Below are 23,214 nucleotides of genomic sequence, written 5' to 3'. Positions count from 1 at the left end.
ATTTGGCCGTCCGGGCCCCGGACCAGCGGATTAAGGGTGAACGGCCGGCCCGAGTGCGGAGGAATCGGTCACGCGGAGACAGGTGGAGTGGTCTCGCGCCGTCGTAGCGGCAGCGCGAAACGATCGGCCGCGCCGGAGAACACGCCGCCCGAGGGGTCGTCCACACCGCCCCGGCGGACGACGTCGGATTCGGGGCGCAGCACGTCCTTCACGACGAGCGCCATGAGGACCACGATCGTGATGGCTCTCGCCCACACCGACAGGAAGTACGGCGTGTCGCCGATGCCGAGGCTCGCGTTGGCGGGGTCCTGGGCGACCAGATACAGCCAGATCGAGAAGAAGTACCAGCACTCCGCCAGTTGCCAGGCCACCAGGGCGCCCCACTTCGGCCGGGCCAGCACCGCGAACGGCACCAGCCACAACACGTACTGCGGCGACCAGACCTTATTGGTGATCATGAAGGCGGCCAGCGCAAGGAAGCACAGTTGCATGAGCCGGGGGCGTCGAGGGGCGAAGACCGCCAGGGCCGCGATGCCGAGCAGCAGCACGGCCAGCGCCCCCATCGCCATGGTGTTCAGCCGGTCCGGGTCGGCGAGGAACCCCCAGTCCTTCCGCTGGAAGAAGAACCAGAGCCCGCCCCAGTCGGCGCCGCGCTCACTGCTGAACGCGTAGAAGCGTTCCCAGCCGTCGAAATTGATCAGCATGACGGGCACGTTGACCAGCAGCCATGTCGCGGCGGCCGCACTCACCGTCTTCAGGAAGGGGAACCACTTGCCGGTCCTGACCGTGAGGAGGAACAACGCCCCGAAGAACATCAGCGGATAGAACTTGGTCGCGACGGCAAGGGCGAGGAGCACGCCCGCGAGATACTGCCGATCCTTCGCCCAGGCCAGCAGGCCTCCCAGCGCAAGAGCCCCGGCGGCCAGGTCCCAGTTGATGTAGGCGCAGAGGATCACCGCAGGGCCGATGGCGTACCAGAGCGCGTCCCAGCGACGGGCAGGCCCGGCGAGCGCCGCCATCAATAAGACGCCGGCGACGAGCGAGATGCCCATCAACACGACCGTGATGTCGTAGAACGTCAGCGCATCCCCGCGGGCCAGCCGACGGGCCAGCTCCATGATCCCGCCGATGCCGACCGGATATTCCACCGGATAGTCGACGTACGGGATCTTCCCCTCGTTGAGATGCTCGGCCCACCACAGCGGATAGATGTCCGTGTAGCAGAAGTTCGTGTACTGACCGACCCCGGTGTTCCACGCGCCTCCGAATCGGCAGGGCGATTTCCACAGGAAGGCGAGAACGGCGCCGAGCCCCGCGACGAGCCCAAGAGGCAGGTACGGCACGGCCCGCTGGGCGACGCCCGGCCCAGGGCTGGAGGCATTCGCGGTCGGGGTTGTCATGGTGGGTATTGGACCACTCGACGCCGATGGTCCGCGACACCCGGCGGCACATTTCTCTCATCTCGCCGCCGACATCACAGCCGAAAAAAAGCGCCGGGACCGATCATCCGGTCCCGGCGCTCCTCGTCACCTACGGGCAGGCCGCCTCATCGTGCGGAGAATCTCCGCATGGTCAGAGCCTGGCCCGTCACCGGCTGCTGCCCGCCGCCATGTCCGCCGCCGGGCTTGGTCGGGTCGGTCGTGCCCTGGCAGGTGGGGTCGCCCGGCTGGCACTGGCCGGGGTTACCGCCGCCGCCACCCTGACAGGTCGGGTCGCCCGGCTGGCACTGACCGGGGTTACCGCCGCCGCCACCCTGACAGGTCGGGTCGCCCGGCTGGCACTGACCGGGGTTACCGCCGCCGCCACCCTGACAATTCGGGTCGTTCGGCTGGCACTGCCCGGGGTTCTGCTGGCCCGGGTCGGGCTTCTGCACGGGCGGTGGGGGCGGCTGGAGGAGATCGTGCGGCGTGCCGATGTCGGCCGGCTTCGGGAACTGCTCCACAGGCTTGCCCTGCAGGGCGGCCATCATGAAGTTGCGCCAGATGGTGGTCGGGTGGGTGGCACCCGCGAAGCCCAGCGAAACTTCGTACGCCTGGCTGAACGGCTTGTTGATGTTGTACTTGCTGTTCTTCTTGCCGTCCGTGATGGGGCACTGCGAGTACTGCGGCTGAACGATCTTGCCCTTGCTGGTTTTGCACACCTCGCGATACATGCCGACGGCCGTGCTCAACTGCGGGGTGAAGCCGACGAACCAGGCTTCCTTCTCGTCGTTGTTCGTTCCCGTCTTACCCGCCGACGGCCGGTCAGGCAGTCCCCTGCCGCCGGCCGTACCGGTCTTCAGCACCTCTTCCATCGCGGTGGTGGCGTCGGCCGCTGCCTCGGGCGAGATGACCTGCCGCGTGGTCTTGAGCTCCGGCAGGATGGTCAGGTTGCCCTGCTTGATCGACTGAACGACGTGCCAGTCGGCGTGCTTGCCCGCGTTCGCGAAGATCGAATAGCCGGCGGCCTGCTCGACCGGGGTGACGCCGACGCTTCCGATCGCGAGCTGGTAGCCGTGGCCGTTCTCCTTGCCCACGCCGTTCTCGTCCTGGTCGATCGCGTCCTTGCTGATTCCGGCCTGCTCGGCCAGCGTCCTGACGTCCTGGAGCTGGCCCGGCAGCGCGTAGGCCATCGAGGCGAAGGCCGTGTTGATCGACTTGGCCGTCGCTTCAGTGACGTTGATCGCGCTCGGTAGCCCCGCGTCGCCTGCGTCATTCTTGATGGGCGTGGTGCCTGGGAGTTCCTTCGGCACCGTCTCCTTGCCGGGCACGTAGCTCTTGAGGCTGTATCCCGCGTCAAGCCAGGCGGCGAGCACGTACGGCTTGAAGGCGGACGCCGCCTGCTTCCGCGAGTCGAACGGCTCGTTCCACTTGTCCTTGTCGTAGTTGTCCCCACCGTAGAAGGCGACGACCCTGCCGGTGGCCGGGTCCACGGCGGCGAGCCCCGCGTGGAACTCCTTGCTCATGCCCCTCGTCTCGGACAGCACCGCCGACTTCGCGGCCGACATGAGCCTTCTGTTGAACGTGGTGACGATCTTGTAGCCGTTGGACTGGATGTCGGCATACGAGATCTTGCGCTTCTCCAGCTCGTCGAGCACCACGCTGACCATGTAGCCCTTGGACCCGCTGAGTGCCGTGGTGTCCTGGAACTTAATGGACTTGGGGAACTTCGCCGTGGCCGGCAGCTTGCCGTACTTTTGCGGGTCGTAGGCCGCCATCAGATTGATGACGTCCTTGAACCTGCTCTGAAGCTGCGGCGAGTCCGCGTCGAGGGCGGGCGTCTGGATACGGCCGGCGAGATACGCCGCCTGCTCCACGGTGAGACTCTTGGCGGGCTTGTTGAAATACGCCTTCGACGCCGCCTGGATTCCGTAGGCGCGGCCGAAGTTGACGGTGTTGAGGTACTGCTCGAGGATCTTCTCCTTGGTCAGGCTCTGGTCGAGCTTGACCGAGACGAAGATCTCCTTGAACTTTCGCTTGATCGACACGTCCTGGCTGAGGCCGTCGTAGTAGTTACGGGCCATCTGCTGGGTGATCGTCGAAGCGCCCTGGAGCTGCTGCCCGGTCGCCGTCATCCACACCGAGCGCGCCATGCCGGGAATCGAGATTCCCGAGTCGTCCCAGAACGTCTTGTTCTCAGTCGCGACGACCGCGTCCCGGATGGCCGGCGGCATCTCGGAGAACGGAATGTTCTCGCGGGCCATCCCGACGCGCGCGATCAGCGTCTTGCCGTCGCTGTAGTAGATGGAGCTACCCTGCGCGGTGGCGGTGGCCTGCGTCGCCGTGGGCACCGGGGTGTTCATGTACGCGACCATGATCATGCCGAAGATGCCTGCAGCAAGAATCGTGCAGCTGGCGACGACGATCTTCCAGTTGGGGATGAAGCGCTTCCACCCCGTCCGGCGTGGCTTGTCGTAATCGTCATCGTCGTCGAACGGATCCCGGGGGCCGCGCCCGCCGGGACCACCCGGACCGTTCGGCCCTCCCGGGCCACTCGGCCCTCCCGGGCCACTCGGCCCTCCCGGGCCACTCGGCCCTCCGGGGCCGGAGCCCACGCGCCGCCTGCCGGGCGCGCGGCGATGCCCTCCCGGACCTGTGATCTCGTCGTCGTCACGGCGGTAACCGCCCGCCTGCGCGTTCAGCGCCTGCGTGCGTTCAGCGCCGGGACCACCCGGTCCGGCTGCGCCGCGCGCTCCCTGAACGCCGGGGCGGGACGGGCCACCAGGTCCACCGGGCGCACCTGGAGCTCCAGGCCGCTGACCGGGTCCCTGAGGAGCGGGTCCCTGCGGCCGGCCGCCTGGCGTGCCGGGGCCTTGCGGAGCGCGCCCCTGCGGGCCGGGCGCCTGGAAGCCGGGCGGTGCGGAACCGGGCGGCGGGGAACCGGCGCCACGAGGGGCAGGTCCGCCGGGCTGGCCCGGACCACGATTGGGGGCCGGCCTGCCGCCGCTGCTCTGCTGGCGCGGATCGGGCCTGGCACCGCCGGCGGCCTGCCGCGGATCGGACGGGCGGCCTCCTCCAGGCGGCTGCGCCGCGTTCATCGCCGCGGTGTCCTCGAAGGCGGCCGCGCCACGCCGGGCGTTGCCGGAGGCTCCTGCATTTGCCGGCCCGCCGGGGCGGGCCGCGCGCGGAGCCGAAGGGGATTGGGGCGGCTGGGCGGCCGCGGGGCGGGCCCGGCCCGCAGACGGCTGCTCGCCACGGACCGGTTCACGATGGTCCCCGTAGTTTTCGGGCGAGCGACGACGACGCCCGGGGCGGGGCGAGCCGCCGGAGCCCGAAGGATCCTCGGGGCCGAAGCTGCTGTAAGTCACGCGTCCTCGTTACTTATCGGGGGAATCGTCGACATCGGTGACAGGCCGGTGAGCGTACCTCGTGGAGCTGAAGAGTCGCCCTATACAGAGGCACCCGGGGGGTCGCCTGTCCCGAGCACGAACGAGACCGCCAGATGGTTCCATGAACAACCTTGACAGACCTCGACCACGTAGACCCGGAATTCTCCGTATTCCCGGGCCATTTCGGCAAGATCGGCGGTCGCCTTGACACGTCCGGCCAGGCGTCCTAGTTCGTCCCCATAAACGTAAGTGACATTCGTCACGTTCCGTTGCTCACAGATGGGACAGATGCGTGCGGTCGGTTCCCCGTGATACCGCGCCGCGCGCAACAGATAAGGGTGAGCGTCGCAGACGTCGCGTGCTTCCATGTGGCCGGAACGGATCGACTGGATCGTCGCCCGCCGTGCGAGGCCGTAGTCCACGACCGCCCGCTGTGACCACATGTGACCCAGATTACGGCCGTTTGCCGAAGCGTGCCCAACCATTCATTCGTTGCACGATATGACGCCCCGACGTATCCTGCAGATGTATCGGAGCGATACATCGGCCGGGCATAAGGGAGGTGGTTCCAGTGACAGGCCCTCGTGGAGGCGTGCTGGAGCTCGCCGTCCTGGGCTCTCTCCACGAGACCCCGCTGCACGGCTACGAGCTGCGGAAACGACTCAACACTCTGTTGGGGATGTTCCGGGCCTTCTCCTACGGCTCGCTCTATCCCTGCCTGAGAGGGCTGCTCAACGACGGCTTCATCGTCGAGGAGGAGCCCCCGGAGGAGACGGTCATCGGCCGCCGGTCGAAGATCGTCTACAAGCTCACTGCAGAGGGCAAGGAGCGGCTCCACGAGCTGCTCACCCAGGCGGGCCCCTCCGCCTGGGAGGACGAGAGTTTCGGCATCCACTTCGCCTTCTTCCGCCACACGGAGGCCGAGGTGCGGCTGCGCATCCTCGAAGGCCGCCGCAGCCGCCTGGAAGAGCGCCTCGAAGGAGTCCGTACGGCTCTCGCCCGCACCAGAGAACGACTGGACAGCTACACCCTCGAGCTCCAGCGCCACGGGCTGGAGTCGGTCGAGCGTGAGGTCCGCTGGCTGAACGAGCTGATCGACTCCGAGCGGCGGAGCACCACGGCTCCCCCCGCGACGGACGAAGGATCGATCCCCGCCGGCCCCGATCAGCCGCAGGCCGCACAAGAAACACCACAAAGGGCCGAGAAGCCTCAAACGGATAAGTAAGACAGAAAGTAAAGGAGCAGGTGCGATGGGTTCGGTGCGCGTAGCCATCGTTGGTGTGGGTAACTGCGCCGCGTCGCTCGTCCAGGGTGTCCACTACTACAGGGACGCAGATCCGAGCACTCGTGTGCCGGGCCTGATGCACGTGCGATTCGGCGACTACCACGTGGGTGACGTCGAGTTCGTCGCCGCCTTCGACGTTGATGCCAAGAAGGTCGGCCGCGACCTGTCCGAGGCGATCGTCGCCTCGGAGAACAACACGATCAAGATCACCGATGTGCCGCCGCTGGGTATCACCGTGCAGCGCGGCCCGACGTTCGACGGTCTGGGCGAGTACTACCGCGAGATCATCGAGGAGTCCGACGAGAAGCCGGTCGACGTCGTCCAAGCGCTCAAGGACGCCAAGGTCGACGTGCTCGTCTCCTACCTGCCGGTGGGTTCGGAGGAGGCCGACCGCTTCTACGCCCAGTGCGCCATCGACGCGCGGGTGGCATTCGTCAACGCCCTGCCCGTCTTCATCGCCTCCGACCCCGAGTGGGCCGCCAAGTTCACCGAGGCCGGCGTGCCGATCGTCGGTGACGACATCAAGTCGCAGGTCGGCGCCACCATCACCCACCGCGTGCTGGCCAAGCTGTTCGAGGACCGCGGCGTCGAGTTGCTGCGCACCTACCAGCTCAACTTCGGCGGCAACATGGACTTCATGAACATGCTGGAGCGCAAGCGCCTCCAGTCCAAGAAGATCTCCAAGACGCAGTCGGTGACCTCGCAGATCCCGCACGAGATGGCCAAGGCCGACGTGCACATCGGCCCGTCCGACCACGTGCCGTGGCTGGACGACCGCAAGTGGGCCTACGTCCGTCTGGAGGGCAAGTCCTTCGGCGACACCCCGCTCAACCTCGAGTACAAGCTGGAGGTCTGGGACTCGCCCAACTCCGCCGGCATCATCATCGACGCGGTGCGCGCGGCGAAGATCGCCCTCGACCGGGGCATCGGCGGCCCGCTGCTGTCGCCCTCGTCCTACTTCATGAAGTCGCCGCCGGAGCAGTACTCCGACGACGCCGCCCGCGACGCCGTCGAGCAGTTCATCCGCGGCCAGGTGGAGCGCTAGAAGGCGGTTCGCCTCTCATCTGCTCGCAGGCCTGGCGCCCTGGGTCCGTCACCGGACGGCCTGGGGCGCTTCGCCGTACAGGGCTGCTTCCGCCGCCGAGGGCGCCTGGCCGTACGGGACGATCCAGACCGTCAGCGAGCGGCGGGAGGAAGGCCGGCCCGATCGGCCACCGGCCAGGTGAGGGGGTCGGGGCCCAGCTCCACTAGCAGGGGCACCTGCTCCCGCGCCCACGGGGATATGGCCAGCTCCCCGCTCATCACCTCGTCGGCGAACTCCTTCCACGGAACCCACCTGACCGCGCCGACCTCCTCGGCGTTCGGTACGGCATCCGCCGACACGATCACCCGGTAGACCGGGCAGAGCTCGTGTTCCATGGTGCCGTTGTCCATGACGGCCTTGTAGGAGAAGCGGGGCAAGACCAGATCGACGGAGTCGACCCGCAGCCCGAGTTCGTAGTCGAGCCGGCGCGTGACCGCAGACTCCAGCGGCTCCCCGGGCAGCGGATGGCCACAGCAGCTGTTGGTCCATTCGCCCGGCCAGGTGATCTTGTGGTCCGCCCTCCGGGACAGCAGGAGGCGAGCCTGCCTGTCGAAGACGTAGCTCGAGAACGCAAGGTGCAAAGGCGTCTCGACCCCGTGCACCGTGGACTTGGGAGCGGTGCCGATCGGGTTTCCCTCACCGTCGACCAGCACGACGTGTTCGTCATAGGTCACACACTGAGCGTACGTGATCATGTGCGTTTCGGAAGGGCGACTCGCGATCAGGGACAGGTCAGTGATGCCCCGGATGGCACGGTAGATCAGCGCGCGTAGGCTTTCGCCGTGTCATTTCTCTCCGACCTGCGGGTGGTACTGGAAGGCCGGGACTTCCGGCGGCTCTTCGGCACCCGGCTCGTCTCTCAGTTTTCGGACGGGATCTTCCAGTTCACGGTCGGAGGCTATGCCTTCTTCAGTCCAGAACGTCAGGCCACCGCGGCCGAGATCGCCGCAGGGTTCGCCGTTCTGCTGTTGCCGTACAGCGTCCTCGGGCCTTTCGTCGGAGTACTCATCGACCGCTGGTCAAGGCGGCAGATCCTGGTGATCGCGCCGCTCGTCCGGGGGACGCTGCTCCTCGTGGCGGCCGCCCTCGTGGCCGGCGGAGCGTCCGACGTGGTGTTCTACGCCGCCGCTCTCGGCGTTCTCGGCGTGAACCGCTTCTTCCTCTCGGCCCTCAGTGCGGCCCTTCCCCACGTCGTCTCCAAAGAACGGCTCGTGACGGCCAACGCGGTCACCCCCACGTCCGGCACCGTCGTGACCTTCGTCGGCGCCGGAGTCGGGTTCCTGCTGCGGGTGGTGTTCGGTGCCGGCACCGGCGGCACGGCCCTCCTGCTGGTGGCCTCGGGGCTCATCTTCGGCCTGAGCGCGCTGATCGCGCGAACGATGAGCAGGTCCCTCCTCGGTCCCACCTACGATCCCTCGCTCCCCCAGGTGCGCGAGGCCGTACGGAACGTCGTGAGCGGGCTCGTCGACGGCGCCCGGCACATCGCGCACCGGCGCGGGGCCGCGGCGGCCCTCGGCGGCATGGCCACACATCGCCTGCTGTACGGCATGCTGACCGCGATGGTGGTCATGCTGTATCGCTACTACTTCACCACCGACGCCGACGTGGCGCTGCGCGGCATCACGATCGTGCTGGCCTCGTCGGGCGTCGGCTTCTTCTTCGCCGTGCCGATCACCCCCTGGGCCACCCAGCGGTACCGCATCGAGACCTGGATCCCGATGATGCTCATCACCTGCGGCGTCCTGGGATTCGTGCTCTGCGCCACCTTCAGCGAGGTGGGCCTCAACATCGCGGCATTCGTGCTCGGCGTGGCCGGTCAGAGCGTGAAGATCTGCGCAGACACCGTGGTCCAGCGGGAGATCGGCGAGGTCTACCTGGGCCGGGTCTTCTCGATCTACGACATGCTCTTCAACGGCATGACCGTGCTCGGCGCGGTGATCGCGGCGTTGCTCCTGCCGGCGAACGGCAAGTCGTTCCTCGTGCTCACCGTCATCGGCCTCGGCTACCTGGTGGGCGCACTGGTGTACCGGATCACCGTCTCCGGCACGGGCACCGGCCGCCAGCCCGCCATCGTCACCGACTGACCCGTGGGCCCGGCGTTCACAGAGTCGCGGCTGCGGCCACCATGGCACGCGTGATCTGCGCAATCTCGTCCGTCCCACAGTCATAGGGCGGCATCGTGTAGATCAGGCGGCCGAACGGCCGCAGCCAGACGCCGTGGGCCATCACGACGTCCTGGATCTTCGCCACATCGATGGGTTCTGCGGTCTCGATCACCCCGATCGCGCCGAGCACCCGGACATCGTGCACGCCGGGCATGCCCGCTGCCTCCGCCAGGCCGTCGAGAAGGCCGGCCTCGATGCGCTTGACCTCCTCCCTCCAGGGGCGTTCGGCCAGCAACTCCAGTGACGCGTTGGCCACGGCGGTCGCGAGCGGGTTGCCCATGTAGGTCGGCCCGTGCATGAGCACGCCGATGCCGTCGGCCACCTTCTGGCTGCACAGGGTCGCGGCGAGGGTCATGTATCCGCCGGTCAGCGCCTTGCCGAGGCACATGATGTCGGGCGTGATCGCGGCGTGGTCGCAGCCGAACATCTCCCCGGTCCGGCCGAACCCGGTGGCGATCTCGTCGGCGATCAGCAGGATGCCGTGCTCGTCGGCGAGCTCACGCAGGCGGCGGAGGTAGGCCGGGTGGTAGAACCGCATGCCCCCCGCCCCCTGGACGACGGGCTCCACGATGATCGCGGCCAGCTCGTGTGCGTGTGCCGAGACGAGCGAGTCCAGTTCGCGGAGATAGGCGTCGTCGGGGCTGGAGCCGTAACCGCCGGGGGGCAGGGGGGCGAACACGTGCTGCGGGAGCAGCCCGGAGAACAGGTGATGCATGCCGTTAACGGGGTCGCAGACCGACATCGCACCGAAGGTGTCGCCGTGGTAGCCGCCGCGCACGGTGAGCAGCTTGGAGCGGCCCGGGCGGCCGGTGCCGGAGGCGTACTGGAACGCCATCTTGATGGCCACCTCGACGGCCACCGAGCCCGAGTCGGCGAAGAACACCTTGTCGAGACCCGTCATCGTGGACAGCGTCTGGGCCAGCCGTACGGCGGGCTCGTGAGTGAGGCCGCCGAACATGACATGGGCCATGTCGTCGAGCTGGTCGCGTACGGCCTGGTTGAGGCGTGGGTGGTCGTATCCGTGGATGGCCGCCCACCACGACGACATGCCGTCGAGCAGCTCGCGGCCGTCGGCCAGCGTCAGCCGCAGACCCGTGGCCTTGGTGACGACGTGCACAGGGACCGTGGACGGCACCGCCGTGTAGGGATGCCACACATGATCACGATCCAGCCGCAGGATGTCGTCGCCATTCACACCAGCCACGATAGGCCCCTTCCCCAGCACCCTCCCCCCCCTTGCCCGTGATCATGCAGAAGCTCGTGTGCGTGGCCCCCGACCTGCCCCAACCTTGGGGGTGATCATGCAGAAGTTCGGCGATAGTGGCCGTGACCTGGCCGAACGCCCATCGTGACCATGCAGAAGTTCGGAAAGTCGCATCCCGACCTGGGGTTTCACTTTTCGTGATCATGCAGTTCTGGCGAAACTGCATGATCACGGAATGAAACAGTGCAGGCCAGAAGGCGTGATCCCGAGTTTCTGCATGATCACGATTGAGATTCGCACTGCTCAGCCGGGGCGCGCCCGAAGTCCTGCATGATCACCCCACGAGTTGGTGCAGGTCGACGCGGAAATCGCCGAAGGTCTGCATGATCACCACAACGAGGGCATGACCGCCCCCGCTAAGGCATGGGGGTGGTCAGGGGAGGATCTCCTGGGCCTTGGCCCACTTCAGCAGGGCTTCCTTGGCGGCTTCCTTGCCGATCATGCCTTCGTCCATGCGGATCTCCAGCATGTGCTTGTACGCCTGGCCGATCAGCGGCCCCGGAGAAAGGCCGAGGATCTCCTGGATCTCGTTGCCGTCGAGCTCTGGCCGGATCTTGGCCAGCTCCTCCTCCTCGGCGAGCCGGGAGATGCGCTCCTCCAGCTGGTCGTAGGTCTGGGAGAGCGCGGCGGCCTTGCGCTTGTTGCGGGTCGTGCAGTCGGCCCGGGTGAGTTTGTGCAACCGTTCCAGCAGATGTCCGGCATCGCGGACGTAACGCCGCACGGCACTGTCGGTCCACTCGCCCGACCCGTATCCGTGGAAACGCAGATGCAGCTCCACGAGCCGTGACACGTCCGACACGACGTCCTTGGGGAACTTGAGCTCGCTCATCCGCTTCTTGGCCATCTGAGCCCCGACCACCTCGTGGTGGTGGAAGGAGACACGTCCCCCGGGCTCGTTGCGGCGGGTCTTCGGCTTGCCGATGTCGTGCAGCAGCGCGGCCCACCGCAGCACATGGTCGGGGCCGGACGTCTCCAGTGCCACGGCCTGCTCGAGCACGATCAACGTGTGCTCGTAGACGTCCTTGTGCCGATGGTGCTCGTCGATCTCCAGGCGCAGTTTGGGCAGCTCAGGCAGCACGTGCGCGGCCAGCCCGGTCTCCACGAGCAAGGCCAGCCCGTCCCGGGGCCCGACGCCGCAGATCAGCTTGTCGAGCTCGTCGCGGATCCGCTCGGCGGAGACGATCTCGATGCGGCCGGCCATGGCCGTCATCGCCTCGACGGCCTTCGGGTCCACGGAGAACCCGAGCTGCGAGGCGAATCGGGCCGCGCGCAGCATCCGCAGCGGGTCGTCGTCGAAGGAGTCCTCGGGCCTGCCCGGCGTCCGCAGCACCTTGGCGGTTAGGTCGGCCAGCCCGCCGTACGGGTCGACGAACTCGTGGCCGGGCACACGCACCGCCATCGCGTTCACCGCGAAATCCCGGCGGGCGAGGTCGCCGTCGAGCGTGTCTCCGTAGGCGACCTCAGGCTTGCGCGAGGCTGGATCGTACGACTCGCTGCGATATGTCGTGATCTCCAGTTGCCAACCGTCCTTGCGGACGCCCACCGTTCCGAAGTCGATCCCGATCGTCCATACGGCGTCCGCCCAGTCCTTGACGATCTCCAGCACGCGCTCGGGCCTGGCGTCCGTGGTCAGGTCGAGGTCGTGGCCGACGCGGCCGAGGAAGACGTCGCGGACGGAGCCGCCGACGAGGGCCAGCTCATGCCCGCTCGCGGCGAACAGCTCCCCGAGCCGGTCGGCGACAGGGGCTATGCGCCTGAACAGGTCGTCGACGGCTCGTTGCTGGCGCTCGCTCAGATTTGAAACGGACAAGGCTGGGTAAGTCCTTCGGTCACGGAACAATTCTCCCCCGTCGTTCCGGGTGTCACCTAGGGGAGATGCACACCTAGCAATCACCAGGCTACGGTCAGTTCGGGGGCGCTGGACAAAAGCAAGGAGCACTCGGGATGAAAGATGCTCTCGCGATTCATCGCTGGCTCCTTGCCCACCAGATCCACCATGAGATCGTACGGCTTCCGCGTCCTTTGACATCCTCCGACAACCTGCCGGAGATCCTCGCCGCGTCGCCGGAGACCTGCGTCGCCGTCTCCGTCTTCGTCGTCTCGGGGAAGACCGGCACCGAGGCCGTCGCCGTCGTCGGATCCGTCGGGGACCCACCCGGGGCCAAGGCCGTCGGAGCTTTCCTCGGGGCCGAGCGCATACGGCCGGCCACCGCTTTCACCGTGAACTCCGAAACCGACTACGCCGACGGATTGGTCTGCCCGCTCCTGCTGCCCGATCACATGACCGTTCTCATCGACCAGCGGCTCATCGATCGGATCGATCCGGACGATGCGGTCCACACCGCCACCGGCGAACGATGCACAGCCCTACGCCTTCGCGCTTTTCACCTTTTCCAGCTGATGTCGGGCAAGCCTGTGGACCTGACGACACCCCGGACACTCGGTCTGGCGAGCCTGGCCAGCCCAATGAGTACGGCTTAGGCCATAGCATTCTGGGCGTGCGCCGAACCCCACCGCAGGCCCGCACATGATCCGTAAAGCCGCACTGCTCGCCCTGCTGACCGCCGCCCTGCTCGTCCCCCCGAGCATGGCCGGTACGGCTGCCGCGGCTCCCCGAGGTCTGGGCAAGATGGCCGCTGCTCCCGCGAACCCGCTGGTCATCGGGCAGATCACGCCGGAGGTCGCGAGCGATCCGGCCGCCCCGATCACGATCTCGGGAACGGTCACGGGCTCCCCATCGACTCCCATACGCATGCGAATCCACTATTCGCCGAGCCAGCCGTTCCAGACACGCGCGGACATGGATCGTTATGCGACCGGCGAGGCCGACCTGACCACGTCGTACAACACGAAGATCCAGTACGCGCAGCTCGACCAGTCGGGCAAATACGCCTTCAGGTTCGTCGTGACGCCGCAAGAGATCGGAATGACGCAAGCCGGGGTCTATCCCCTCGGGCTCGAACTGGTCGACGGCACAACCCTGCAGCCGATCGCGTCCGACCGGACCTTCCTGACCTATGCCCCCAAGGGTCAGAAGACCCCGCAGATCAAGCTCGCCGTCGCCCTGCCCGTCATCGATCAGCCGCACCGCGCCGACGACACCACCTTTATGAACGACGACCTCCACGCGTCGGTCACCTCCGGCCGCCTGGCACGGCTCCTCCAGCTCGTGCAGGGCACCGGCAAAGCCGTGACGTGGTTCGTCGACCCGGTGGTGCTCGAAGACGCCCGCCAGTCGTCGGCCGGGCCGTACAAGGTCGGTGTCGACGACAAAGCGCAGCGCAAGGCCCCTGACGCGGCGACGGCGCAGTGGTTCGACGCCCTCCGTACGGCGCTGACGGGCAAGCCCGTGATGGCCACGCCGTACGCGGATCCGGACATCACAGGACTCGTCCACAACGGGCTCGACGCCCAGGCCGCTGCGGCGATCCAGCGTGGCTCGGCCGTGGCCACCAGCCTGCTGGGGCGGAATGTGCCGGCGTCCACGGCGTGGCCAGCGGGGGGCGCGGTCGACCGTGACGGCCTCGACGAGCTGGCGACGGCCGGGGTGACCTCGGTGCTGCTTTCCGGTTCCACGCTGCCGCCCAACCCGGCCACCACGACGACGCCCGGCGCGGCCGCGACGGTCGACACCGTGTCGGGTCCGGTGACCGCCCTGCTCTCCGATCCGACCCTGAGCCAGATCCTCGGCGGCGACGCGTCCTCTCAGGGGGGCGTCGCGCTCGCCCGGCAGCGGTTCGTCGCGGAGACCGCGATGATCGCCTTCGAGCAGTCGGCCCAGCAGCCTCCGACAGGTCTCGCGCCCAAGGCCGCGGTGCGCACGATCGTCGTCGCGCCCACCAACCCGCTGTGGAACCCGGATCCCAAATACGTCCTGGGGTTGCTCGGCAGCGTCTCAAAGGTCCCGTGGCTGCGCATGACCACGCTCGACGCCACCAAGACCGCCAAGAACCAGGTGACGAGGTCGGACCTCGTCTACACCGACAAGAACCGCCAGTCCGAGCTCGGGCGCACCTACCTGGAGAAGGTGCGCAAACTCAGCGACCAGGCCGACGCGGCGGCCACGGTGACCAAGGAGCACACGCAGCTCTTCCACGACGCCATCCTCCGGCTGACCTCGGCGACGTGGCGCGGCGACTCCAAGGACGCCAACACCTTCGCCGAGCAGGTGGCGGATGCGATCGAAACCCGCATGGACGACGTGTCGGTGATCAACACCCCGCGCGCGGTGGCCGGCTCGAACGGCCAGGTCCCGGTGACGGTCGCCAACAACCTGGACCGCGAGGTCAACATCGTCATCCGGGTCACCTCCGACAACACGAAGAAGCTGGGGATCGACGCGGCCGGCGGCGCCTACCAGACCGATCCGATCTCGATACTGAAAGACCGCAGCCAACTGGTGAACGTGCCCGTCACGGTGCCCGAGGGCGGCGGAGAGGCGACGATCTCCATCCAGCTCCTCACCGCCGAGGGCAAGCCGTACGGGCCTCCCGTGCACGTGACCGTGCGCGCGACCGGGTACACCGGCATCGCGCTGGCCATCGTCGGCACCGCCCTGGTGATCATGTTGGCGGCCGTGGTGATGCGGATCCTGCGCCGGCGCTCCAGGAAGTCGTTCCCGTTCAGTCCCGCCGAGGACGCGGCGACCCCTGAACCGGAGTCCGGGCAGGCTGAACCCGTACCGGCTGAACGGGCCGAGACTCCGCCCGCGTAGCCTCTGGAGAACTTTCTGAGGCGCCAGCGCCCGGATGCGGCAGAACCGACCGCCGAACTGAAGGAAACATATGAGCAGGATGCTTCGGGCCAGCGCGATCATGGCTGCCGGCACGATGGTCTCGCGGCTCACCGGGTTCGTCCGTACGGCGGTGCTCGCAGCGGCGATCGGCACCTTCGCGCTCGGCGACGCGTACAACGCGGCCTACACGATTCCCTTGATCCTGTTCGACCTGTTGATCGGCGGCGTGCTCAGCAGCGTGATCGTGCCGATGATCGTGCGTGCCAAGAAGCAGGACGCCGACGGCGGACGGGCCTTCGAGCAGCGGCTGATGACGCTCGCGATCGTGGTCCTGACGCTCATCGCCGTACTGGGCGTGTTGCTCGCCCGGCCGATCATGGTGCTCTACACGGCCTCCAACTGGTCGCCACACAAGATCGACGTGGCGGCCTCGCTCGCACGGTTCATCCTGCCGCAGATCGCGTTCTTCGGGATCGGGGCGATGGCCGGCGCGATCCTGAACACGCGAGACAGGTTCGCCGCCCCCATGTGGGCTCCGGTACTCAACAACATCGTCGTGATCGGGATCGGCGTCGCGTACTACATGACCGGATCGTCCGACATCGACAAGGTGAGCGACCGGAGCCTGATGCTTCTCGGTCTCGGCACGACGGCCGGCATCGTGGCCCAGTCGATCGTGCTGGTCATCGCGTTGCACCGGGCCGGTTTCCGGTTCCGTCCCCGGCTGGGCCTGCGCGACACCGGCCTGGGGGAGGCGGGGAAGGCCGCCTTGTGGACCTTCGTGTTCGTCGGAATCAACCAGTTCGGCTTCTGGGTGACCACCAAGCTGGCCACGGGCGCCGGCGACGCGGCCCCCGGCGCGGGCAACAGCGCCTATTCCTACGCCTTCCAGCTCTTCCAGTTGCCGTACGGAATCATCGCGGTGTCGGTGATCACGGCGATGCTGCCGAGGATGAGCAGGTACGTCCATGACGGGGAGTTCGACTCGGCCCGGGCGGAGTTCGGTTCCGGTGTGCGACTCGTCTCGTCGGTCATCGTCCCGTCCGGCCTGCTGCTGATGGTCCTGGGGCCCGCGGCCACCACGCTGATCTTCTCGTGGGGCAACATGAACGCGGAGAACGCGCTCTACATCGGCTACGTGTTGCAGGTCTTCGGCCTGGCGCTGGTGCCGTTCTCGATCTTCCAGCTGTTGCTGCGGGTCTTCTACAGCTTCGGCGACACCAGAACCCCCGCGATCATCGCCGCCATCAACGTCGCGATCCAGGCCACTCTGAGCCTTATTGCGTATTCCACACTTCCCGCCCGGTACATCGTGATCGGCATGGCCTTCGCCTACGCGCTGACGTACGTGATCGGCAGCGGCGTCGCATGGGTGCTGGCGAGTAAGAAGATCCAAGGTCTGGGCGGCCGCGGGGTGGCGGCGGGACTCTCCCGAATGTACGTCGCGGCGATTCCCGCGGCCGTCGTCGCGCTGGCCGTCCTCTGGCTGGCGAGGGAGATCGCACCGATCACGGCGCTCAGCTCCGCTGTCATCCTGGCCGCCGGCGGCGGCTTCGGCCTGCTGTTCTACCTGCTGGCCGCACACCGGATGCGGGTGCCCGAGGTGAGCTCAATCATTGGACTCGTTACAAGCCGGGTAGGACGGTAAGAGTCCTCAAGAGAGACCGAACCGTAGAGGGTTGCAAAAAGTCCGATTCAGACCTCTTCGATCGGGAAGGCGGGCAGGACCGGCACGGCACTAGCATGGTGCGCCTAGAGTTCGACCGGCGAGCGGAAGCGGGAAGGCGTGGGCGAAACCACCCGGCATCGGCTGATGCGTGCCGATGAGCCGCGGATTGAGGCGGCCCTATGAGTATGTCCGCAGTCGAACCAGGCACCCGGCTGGCGGATCGTTTCCGGCTTGAGGACCGGGTCAGCGAGTTCGGCGGTGCGACACTCTGGAAGGCCATCGACGAGATTCTCGCCCGGCCTGTCGCCGTCCACACCTTCAGCCCCGAATTCCTCCGCGTCGACGAGGTGGTCAGGGCGGCACGCGCGGCCAGCCGTCTCACCGACCCCCGGCTCACCCAGGTGTTCGACGCGGCCGACCAGGACGGCACGGCGTACGTCGTCAGCGAGTGGGTCAGCGGCGAGTCCCTCCTCGACCTGCTGACGAGCAGGCCGATCGAACCGGAGCGGGGAGCCGCGCTGGTCGCCGAGGCGGCCGAGGCGCTTGCGCACGCCCATGACGAGGGCCTCACCCATCTCAACCTGACACCCAGCCGCCTGGTGTGGACGACGGGCAGCACCGTCAAGCTGCTCGGCCTCGCGGTGGACGCCGCGATCCTCGGTCTGACCAGCGACGACCCCGTCAGGGACGACACGCTGGGCCTGGGACGCCTGCTGTACGCCGCCGTGACGGGCCACTGGCCGGGCGACGGCGACTCCGGGTTGCCGCCCGCGCCGCTCGACTACGGAAAGCTGTGCACACCACGGCAGGTGACCGCTGGCGTGCCCGGCTACCTGGACGCCATCACCTGCAGGATCCTCCTGCAGGAGCCCCGCAGGGGGCAGCCGCCGCTGACCACCCCGGCCGAGATCGCCGACGCCCTCTCGGAGGTGCCGCGTCCCGCGCCTGTGCCGATCTCCCCCAATCCGCCCGCGCTCAACCAGCGCACGGAGGCCCCGGAGACGGCGACGCCGTGGCCCGCGCAACCGGCCGCTCCCCCGCCCGTGCCGCCACGTCCCCAGCAGCAGAGCGGGGCCGCGAGCAAGATCCTGCTGACCATCATCGTGCTGCTCGTCATGGCGGCCGTCGGTCTCGGCGCCTGGACCGTGGGCAAGAACCTCGGCACCACCCCGGCGGTGGCGCAGAGCCCGTCGCCCACGCCCTCGGAGACTCCCAAGCCGGTGACGGTCAAGGCGGTCAGCGCCGAGGGATTCGACCCTCTGGGCGACGACCACTCGGAGAACCCGAACCTGGCCGGCGCCGCCATCGACGGGAAGTCGTCGACGGACTGGCACACCACGTCCTACAACAGCCCGGAACTGGGGCGTCTCAAGGATGGCGTCGGCCTGATCCTCGACATGGGCAAGTCGATCCCGATCTCCGACGTCTCGGTGTCGCTGGGCGACGTCCCCGGCTCGTCCATCGAGCTGAAGGTCGGCGACGCGACCGAGCTGAGCTCGCTCAAGACGGTGGCCAAGGAAGCGGACGCCTCGGGCACGGTCACCCTCACCCCGTCCAAGGCGACGACCGGCCAATATGTGTTGATCTGGTTCACCCGGCTGCCTCCGTACCAGGGCAAGTACCGGGGCTCGATTTATGACATACTGGTGCATTCCTCCGCATCTGCATAGCAGGGTTATGTGACCTTCCCATCAGACGATCCCCCACCGGCTGAGCACATGACACGCCCGGCCGTGACGGATGCCGATCTTCTGAGCCGACACCTGGGCGGCGACCCCAACGCCTTCCGGGAGATCGTCAAGCGTCACCGCGATCGTCTGTGGCTGGTCGCCCTGCGGACCATCGGCGACCCCGACGAGGCCGCCGATGCCGTACAGGACGCGTTCGTGTCCGTCTACAGCAAGGCGGAGAGCTTCCGCGGCGAGGCCGCGGTGACCACCTGGTTGCGCCGCATCGTGATCAACGCCTGTCTCGACCGGATGCGGCGCAGGCACGTGCGGCCGGTGACCGACGACGAGCTGATGGTGGCCGCCGAGAGAGACGCCACGGCGGCTGACCAGACCGGCGAGCACCTGGTGTCCATGGAGGTCGAGGCCGCGCTCAAGCGACTGCCGGCCGACCAGCGGGCCGCTCTGGTGCTGGTGGACATGATGGGCTATTCGGTGGAGGACGCCGCCGGAGTGCTTCATGTGCCGGCGGGGACGGTCAAAAGCCGTTGCTCCCGCGGCCGGGCCAAGCTCGTGCCCATCCTCGCTCACCTGCGGACCCGGCCCGGCATCGAGCCCGGTACGGCACGGGCGTCCTGAAGCCCGTCTCTCAGGGTGACCACGCCGTATCCGAGATGGAGCCTGCGGGAATCCTGAAGACCTAGGATCTGTTGACGCCATGGCATGAACCGCATCGGGAAGGCGAGTCCGTTGAGCGACGTCCGTAACGTGATCATCATTGGGTCGGGGCCTGCCGGCTACACGGCGGCCGTCTACTCCGCCCGCGCCGACCTCAGTCCGCTGGTGTTCGAGGGGTCGGTCACCGCCGGCGGCGCTCTCATGAACACCACCGAGGTGGAGAACTTCCCCGGCTTCCCCGACGGGATCATGGGTCCCGACCTGATGGACAACATGCGCAAGCAGGCGGAACGCTTCGGGGCCGAACTCGTCGCCGACGACGTGGTCGAGGTCGATCTCGCGGCGAACCCCAAGGTCGTGAAGACCCACACCGACACCTTCTACGCGAAGTCCGTCATCCTGGCGACCGGGTCGAGCTACCGCGAGCTGGGTCTGGAGAACGAGAAGCGCCTGTCCGGCCGCGGCGTCTCCTGGTGTGCCACGTGTGACGGCTTCTTCTTCCGCGACCAGGACATCGTGGTCGTCGGCGGCGGTGACACGGCTATGGAGGAGGCCACGTTCCTCACCCGGTTCGCCAAGACCGTAACCGTCGTCCACAGGCGTGACCAACTGCGCGCCAGCAAGATCATGCAGGAGCGCGCGTTCGCGAACGAGAAGATCCGCTTCGTCTGGGACAGCGAGGTCGTCGACGTCCTGGGCGACACGCGTGTCACCGGCGTGCGCGTCAGGAACGTCAAGACCGGCGAGGAGACGGAGATCGCCGCCGGCGGCCTGTTCCTCGCCATCGGGCACGATCCGCGCACCGACCTGGTCAGGGGCCAGATCGACCTGGACGACGAGGGCTACATCCTCGTCGACTCGCCGACTACGCGGACGAACATCGAGGGCGTCTTCGCAGCGGGCGACGTCGTCGACCACACCTACCGGCAGGCGATCACCGCGGCGGGCACCGGTTGCTCCGCGTCCATCGACGCCGAGCGGTGGCTCGTCGACCAGGGCTGACGCGGGAATGCGGAGAGACCCTCCGCGGTTACAACGACCACACAGATCAAGGGGAGAGATACCTTGGGCGCCATCAAGAGCGTGACCGACGGCACCTTCGATGCCGAGGTCCTCAAGAGTGACAAGCCGGTCATCGTGGACTTCTGGGCTGAATGGTGTGGTCCTTGCCGCCAGGTCGCCCCCATCCTCGAGGAGATCGCGACCGAGAACGCCGACAAGCTGACCGTGGTCAAGTTGAACATCGACGAGAACCCGGCCACGCCGCGCGACTACGGCGTGCTCCAGATCCCGACGCTGAACGTCTACAAGGGTGGAGAGGTCGTGAAGCAGATCATCGGAGCCAAGCCGAAGGCGATGCTGCTCCGCGAGCTCGAGGGCATCATCTGAGGACCGATGCCCCCTGCGGCGCAAGCCGTACCACCGCCTTTCCTGGCGGTACCCACACCCACGAGGAAGGCTCCTCTCGCTCCGGCGAGGGGGGCCTTTCCGTTTGTACGGCCAAGCCGTACGCACCAGGGCCGTGCCGCCGGACGATCAGGGGCCGCCGACGGCGCTTTCGGGGGACTGCGGGCGGCAGGAAGGGGCCCGGAGCGCTGAGATCGTCTCAGACGGGCCGTAGAGCCCGCTCCGGGCTCATCGACCCGAGGAGGCGCTCCAGGGCCACCTCGACGTCCTCACGCCAGGAGATGGCGGTCTTGAGCTCCAGCCGGAGCCGAGGGAAGCGCAGATGCGGGCGAACGGTTTTGAACCCAACCGAAAGCAGGTATTCGGCGGGCATCAGGCAACTGGGCTGTTCCCACTTCAGATCGCCGAAGGCTTCGATGGCCCGCACTCCCCTGCGGGTCAGATCCTTCGCGACGCCCTGCACGAGCATGCGGCCGAGCCCTCCCCCCGAGAACTCGGGGATGATGTGCGCCGTCATCATCAGGACCGCGTCGGAGCTCACCGGCGACGTGGGGAACGCGATCGAACGGGGCACGTAGAGCGGCGGGGCGTAGAGCACGAAACCGGCAGCGACGCCGTCGACGTACGCGATCTTCCCGCAGCTCCCCCATTCGAGCAGGGTCGCGGAGATCCACGCCTCCTTCTCCAGGCCCGGGTCGCCACCCTTCACGGCACGCTCACCGCCGACAGGATCGAGCTCCCAGAAAACGCACTGCCGGCAGCGGCGGGGCAGATCGTCCAGGTTGTCCAGAGTGACGTTGGCCAGCCGACGCGACACGTGATGCCCCAATCCTCACCCGGAGTCTTGCCAAGAAAAGCGCGCGCTTCACGGCGTCTACAGCTGGCATGGTAACCCAGAGGCAGGGGCTCGGACCGGTCGCCACAACGGTCGGCAACCCCTGTTTTCGTGGGCGTCAGGGCCCACGACCAGAGGTCGAGCCGCCGTCTGGCGCGGGCTTGGGATCACGGGAGCGGAGCCCGTCCTCGTCAAGCCCCTGCTGTGATCAGCGTGGCGCGCTACCGTACTCTGGTTTTCTCGGCTACGTGATCGGAGGTGGACCGTGACGCATGAGCTCGATCACGGTCGGACGAGCGCGGCCCAAGGGTCGCGAATTGACGCCTACATCGACCGGTACGCTGCCCGCGCCGCCGGGATGGTCGCCTCCGAGGTCCGAGCTCTTTTCGCCGTCGCGTCGAGGCCCGAGGTGGTCTCCCTCGCCGGCGGCATGCCGTACGTCACCGCGCTTCCCCTGGACGTGGTGGGCGAGCTCGTCTCCGATCTCGTCGCCAAACGCGGGCCGGTGGCCCTGCAGTACGGCTCGGGCCAGGGCGACCCCGACCTCCGCGAGCAGATCTGCGAGGTCATGCGCATGGAGGGCATCGAGGCCGGGGCCGACGACGTGGTCGTCACCGTCGGCTCTCAACAGGCCCTCGACCTGATCACCCGGATCTTCATCGACCCGGGTGATGTCGTTCTGGCCGAAGGTCCGTCGTACGTGGGCGCCCTCGGGACGTTCAGCGCCTATCAGGCCAAGGTCGTGCACATCGCCATGGACGACCAGGGCATCATTCCGGAGTCGCTCGCGCAGACCATCTATGCGCTGCAGACCGCCGGAAACAAGATCAAATTCCTGTACACGATCCCGACGTTCCAGAACCCGGCCGGCGTCACCCTCAACGAGGTCAGGCGGCGCCAGGTGCTGGAGATCTGCCAGCGGGCCGGGGTGCTCGTGGTGGAGGACAACCCGTACGGGTTACTCGGTTTCGACGGTGAGCCGCTTCGTGCCCTGCGCGCGGACGACCCGGACGGCGTCGTCTACCTTGGCTCGTTCTCCAAGACCCTCGCCCCGGGCTTCCGCGTCGGCTGGGCGCTCGCCCCGCACGCTGTGCGCGACAAGCTCGTCCTGGCGATGGAGTCCGCGGTCTTGTCGCACTCCACCTTCACCCAGCTCGCCGTCGGGCAATACCTGGCGAACCAGCCATGGCGCGAGCAGATCAAGACCTTCCGGGAGCTCTACCGCGAGCGTCGTGACGCGCTACTGGGCGCCCTCGAGGTGTTCATGCCGGCGGGATGCACGTGGACCCGCCCGGCCGGCGGCTTCTTCGTGTGGATGACGCTGCCCGAAGGCCTCGACTCCAAGGCGCTCCTTCCGCGCGCCGTCGCCGAGCGCGTCGCCTTCGTTCCCGGCACCGGCTTCTACTCCGACGGCGGCGGTGCGCAGCACATGCGGCTGTCCTACTGCTATCCCCAGCCGGACCGCATCCGCGAGGGTGTGCGCCGCCTTGCGGGCGTGATCGAGCAGGAGTTGCAGCTGCGCGACACGTTCGGCACCGGATCCGCGCGGTGGCCCCTCGGAGTCGACACGCCTGGCCCGGATCTCGCCTGAGACCATGTAGGGCTAGCCTGATCGGGC

General features: G+C 67.6%; 19 protein-coding genes. 11 read left to right on the top strand and 8 right to left on the bottom strand.

Translation table 11 applies throughout. The features are described from left to right. Window positions 1-68 precede the first annotated feature (68 nt). From Pth03_RS03015 to Pth03_RS03000, 4 genes are all read right to left on the bottom strand, one after another. A complete protein-coding gene (locus Pth03_RS03015; RefSeq protein ID WP_203942541.1) occupies window positions 69-1,400 on the bottom strand; it encodes a glycosyltransferase family 87 protein in 1,332 nt (443 codons plus the stop codon). Between the two features lie 146 nt (window positions 1,401-1,546). Continuing rightward, window positions 1,547-3,781, bottom strand: a complete 2,235-nt coding sequence (locus Pth03_RS03010) for a transglycosylase domain-containing protein (RefSeq protein ID WP_203942540.1) — start codon at window positions 3,779-3,781, stop codon at window positions 1,547-1,549. Window positions 3,782-4,116: 335 nt separating this feature from the next. Further along, on the bottom strand, window positions 4,117-4,455 hold the full coding sequence (locus Pth03_RS03005) for a hypothetical protein (protein WP_203942539.1): 339 nt from the start codon (window positions 4,453-4,455) through the stop codon (window positions 4,117-4,119). Window positions 4,456-4,866: 411 nt separating this feature from the next. Then, complete coding sequence (locus tag Pth03_RS03000; protein WP_203942538.1) at window positions 4,867-5,250, bottom strand: DUF5318 family protein; 384 nt, start codon at window positions 5,248-5,250, stop codon at window positions 4,867-4,869. A 128-nt stretch (window positions 5,251-5,378) separates the two neighbouring features. Here Pth03_RS03000 and Pth03_RS02995 point away from each other — a divergent pair, with 128 nt between their 5' ends. Then, the gene (locus tag Pth03_RS02995) at window positions 5,379-6,032 is read left to right on the top strand and encodes a PadR family transcriptional regulator (RefSeq protein ID WP_203942537.1); all 654 of its coding nucleotides are present in this window, start codon (window positions 5,379-5,381) and stop codon (window positions 6,030-6,032) included. 25 nt (window positions 6,033-6,057) lie between these two features. Further along, on the top strand, window positions 6,058-7,137 hold the full coding sequence (locus tag Pth03_RS02990; RefSeq protein ID WP_203942536.1) for an inositol-3-phosphate synthase: 1,080 nt from the start codon (window positions 6,058-6,060) through the stop codon (window positions 7,135-7,137). Between the two features lie 131 nt (window positions 7,138-7,268). Here the strand turns inward: Pth03_RS02990 and idi are convergent, their stop codons facing one another. Next, window positions 7,269-7,850, bottom strand: coding sequence for an isopentenyl-diphosphate Delta-isomerase (gene idi, locus Pth03_RS02985; RefSeq protein ID WP_373318485.1), 582 nt, complete (start codon window positions 7,848-7,850; stop codon window positions 7,269-7,271). Between the two features lie 108 nt (window positions 7,851-7,958). Between idi and Pth03_RS02980 the strand changes: the two genes are divergently transcribed. Further along, window positions 7,959-9,260, top strand: a complete 1,302-nt coding sequence (locus Pth03_RS02980; RefSeq protein WP_203942534.1) for an MFS transporter — start codon at window positions 7,959-7,961, stop codon at window positions 9,258-9,260. 16 nt (window positions 9,261-9,276) lie between these two features. Here Pth03_RS02980 and Pth03_RS02975 read toward each other — a convergent pair whose 3' ends face one another. Continuing rightward, window positions 9,277-10,545 (bottom strand): adenosylmethionine--8-amino-7-oxononanoate transaminase, encoded by a 1,269-nt coding sequence (locus tag Pth03_RS02975; protein WP_239118716.1) that lies wholly within the window; start codon window positions 10,543-10,545, stop codon window positions 9,277-9,279. A gap of 433 nt (window positions 10,546-10,978) precedes the next feature. After that, window positions 10,979-12,415: a CCA tRNA nucleotidyltransferase gene (locus Pth03_RS02970; protein ID WP_203942533.1), complete on the bottom strand. Its 1,437-nt coding sequence runs from the start codon at window positions 12,413-12,415 to the stop codon at window positions 10,979-10,981. A gap of 134 nt (window positions 12,416-12,549) precedes the next feature. On the opposite strand from Pth03_RS02970, the gene Pth03_RS02965 reads away from it, so the two are divergent. The 7 genes from Pth03_RS02965 to trxA all read left to right on the top strand — a co-directional run bounded on the left by Pth03_RS02965 (window position 12,550) and on the right by trxA (window position 20,743). Continuing rightward, on the top strand, window positions 12,550-13,086 hold the full coding sequence (locus Pth03_RS02965) for an aminoacyl-tRNA deacylase (protein ID WP_203942532.1): 537 nt from the start codon (window positions 12,550-12,552) through the stop codon (window positions 13,084-13,086). Window positions 13,087-13,132: 46 nt separating this feature from the next. Further along, complete coding sequence (locus Pth03_RS02960) at window positions 13,133-15,319, top strand: DUF6049 family protein (protein ID WP_203942531.1); 2,187 nt, start codon at window positions 13,133-13,135, stop codon at window positions 15,317-15,319. A 70-nt stretch (window positions 15,320-15,389) separates the two neighbouring features. Next, the gene (gene murJ, locus Pth03_RS02955; RefSeq protein ID WP_203942530.1) at window positions 15,390-16,988 is read left to right on the top strand and encodes a murein biosynthesis integral membrane protein MurJ; all 1,599 of its coding nucleotides are present in this window, start codon (window positions 15,390-15,392) and stop codon (window positions 16,986-16,988) included. 200 nt (window positions 16,989-17,188) lie between these two features. Then, window positions 17,189-18,679: a protein kinase family protein gene (locus Pth03_RS02950; protein WP_203942529.1), complete on the top strand. Its 1,491-nt coding sequence runs from the start codon at window positions 17,189-17,191 to the stop codon at window positions 18,677-18,679. 48 nt (window positions 18,680-18,727) lie between these two features. Beyond that, complete coding sequence (gene sigM / locus Pth03_RS02945; RefSeq protein WP_203942528.1) at window positions 18,728-19,315, top strand: RNA polymerase sigma factor SigM; 588 nt, start codon at window positions 18,728-18,730, stop codon at window positions 19,313-19,315. Between the two features lie 111 nt (window positions 19,316-19,426). Further along, on the top strand, window positions 19,427-20,356 hold the full coding sequence (gene trxB, locus Pth03_RS02940) for a thioredoxin-disulfide reductase (RefSeq protein ID WP_203942527.1): 930 nt from the start codon (window positions 19,427-19,429) through the stop codon (window positions 20,354-20,356). Between the two features lie 63 nt (window positions 20,357-20,419). Next, the gene (gene trxA / locus Pth03_RS02935; RefSeq protein ID WP_275413017.1) at window positions 20,420-20,743 is read left to right on the top strand and encodes a thioredoxin; all 324 of its coding nucleotides are present in this window, start codon (window positions 20,420-20,422) and stop codon (window positions 20,741-20,743) included. Between the two features lie 217 nt (window positions 20,744-20,960). Here trxA and Pth03_RS02930 read toward each other — a convergent pair whose 3' ends face one another. Continuing rightward, on the bottom strand, window positions 20,961-21,578 hold the full coding sequence (locus tag Pth03_RS02930; RefSeq protein WP_203942526.1) for a GNAT family N-acetyltransferase: 618 nt from the start codon (window positions 21,576-21,578) through the stop codon (window positions 20,961-20,963). A gap of 376 nt (window positions 21,579-21,954) precedes the next feature. On the opposite strand from Pth03_RS02930, the gene Pth03_RS02925 reads away from it, so the two are divergent. Continuing rightward, entirely contained in the window at window positions 21,955-23,187 is a 1,233-nt protein-coding gene (locus tag Pth03_RS02925) for an aminotransferase-like domain-containing protein (protein WP_203942734.1), read from the top strand. Window positions 23,188-23,214: the final 27 nt, after the last annotated feature.

The sequence above is a fragment of the Planotetraspora thailandica genome, assembly GCF_016863335.1.
GTDB classification, from domain to species: Bacteria; Actinomycetota; Actinomycetes; order Streptosporangiales; family Streptosporangiaceae; genus Planotetraspora; species Planotetraspora thailandica.
This window is presented reverse-complemented; position numbering and strand designations above follow the sequence as displayed.

Coding starts and splice junctions, on each gene's coding strand:
- sigM (WP_203942528.1), top strand. CDS start 18,728: ATGACACGCCCGGCCGTGACGGATGCCGATCTTCTGAGCCGACACCTG.
- Pth03_RS02950 (WP_203942529.1), top strand. CDS start 17,189: ATGAGTATGTCCGCAGTCGAACCAGGCACCCGGCTGGCGGATCGTTTC.
- Pth03_RS03010 (WP_203942540.1), bottom strand. CDS start 3,781: ATGAACACCCCGGTGCCCACGGCGACGCAGGCCACCGCCACCGCGCAG.
- Pth03_RS02960 (WP_203942531.1), top strand. CDS start 13,133: ATGATCCGTAAAGCCGCACTGCTCGCCCTGCTGACCGCCGCCCTGCTC.
- murJ (WP_203942530.1), top strand. CDS start 15,390: ATGAGCAGGATGCTTCGGGCCAGCGCGATCATGGCTGCCGGCACGATG.
- Pth03_RS02990 (WP_203942536.1), top strand. CDS start 6,058: ATGGGTTCGGTGCGCGTAGCCATCGTTGGTGTGGGTAACTGCGCCGCG.
- Pth03_RS03015 (WP_203942541.1), bottom strand. CDS start 1,400: ATGACAACCCCGACCGCGAATGCCTCCAGCCCTGGGCCGGGCGTCGCC.
- Pth03_RS03000 (WP_203942538.1), bottom strand. CDS start 5,250: ATGTGGTCACAGCGGGCGGTCGTGGACTACGGCCTCGCACGGCGGGCG.
- Pth03_RS02965 (WP_203942532.1), top strand. CDS start 12,550: ATGAAAGATGCTCTCGCGATTCATCGCTGGCTCCTTGCCCACCAGATC.
- Pth03_RS02925 (WP_203942734.1), top strand. CDS start 21,955: ATGGTCGCCTCCGAGGTCCGAGCTCTTTTCGCCGTCGCGTCGAGGCCC.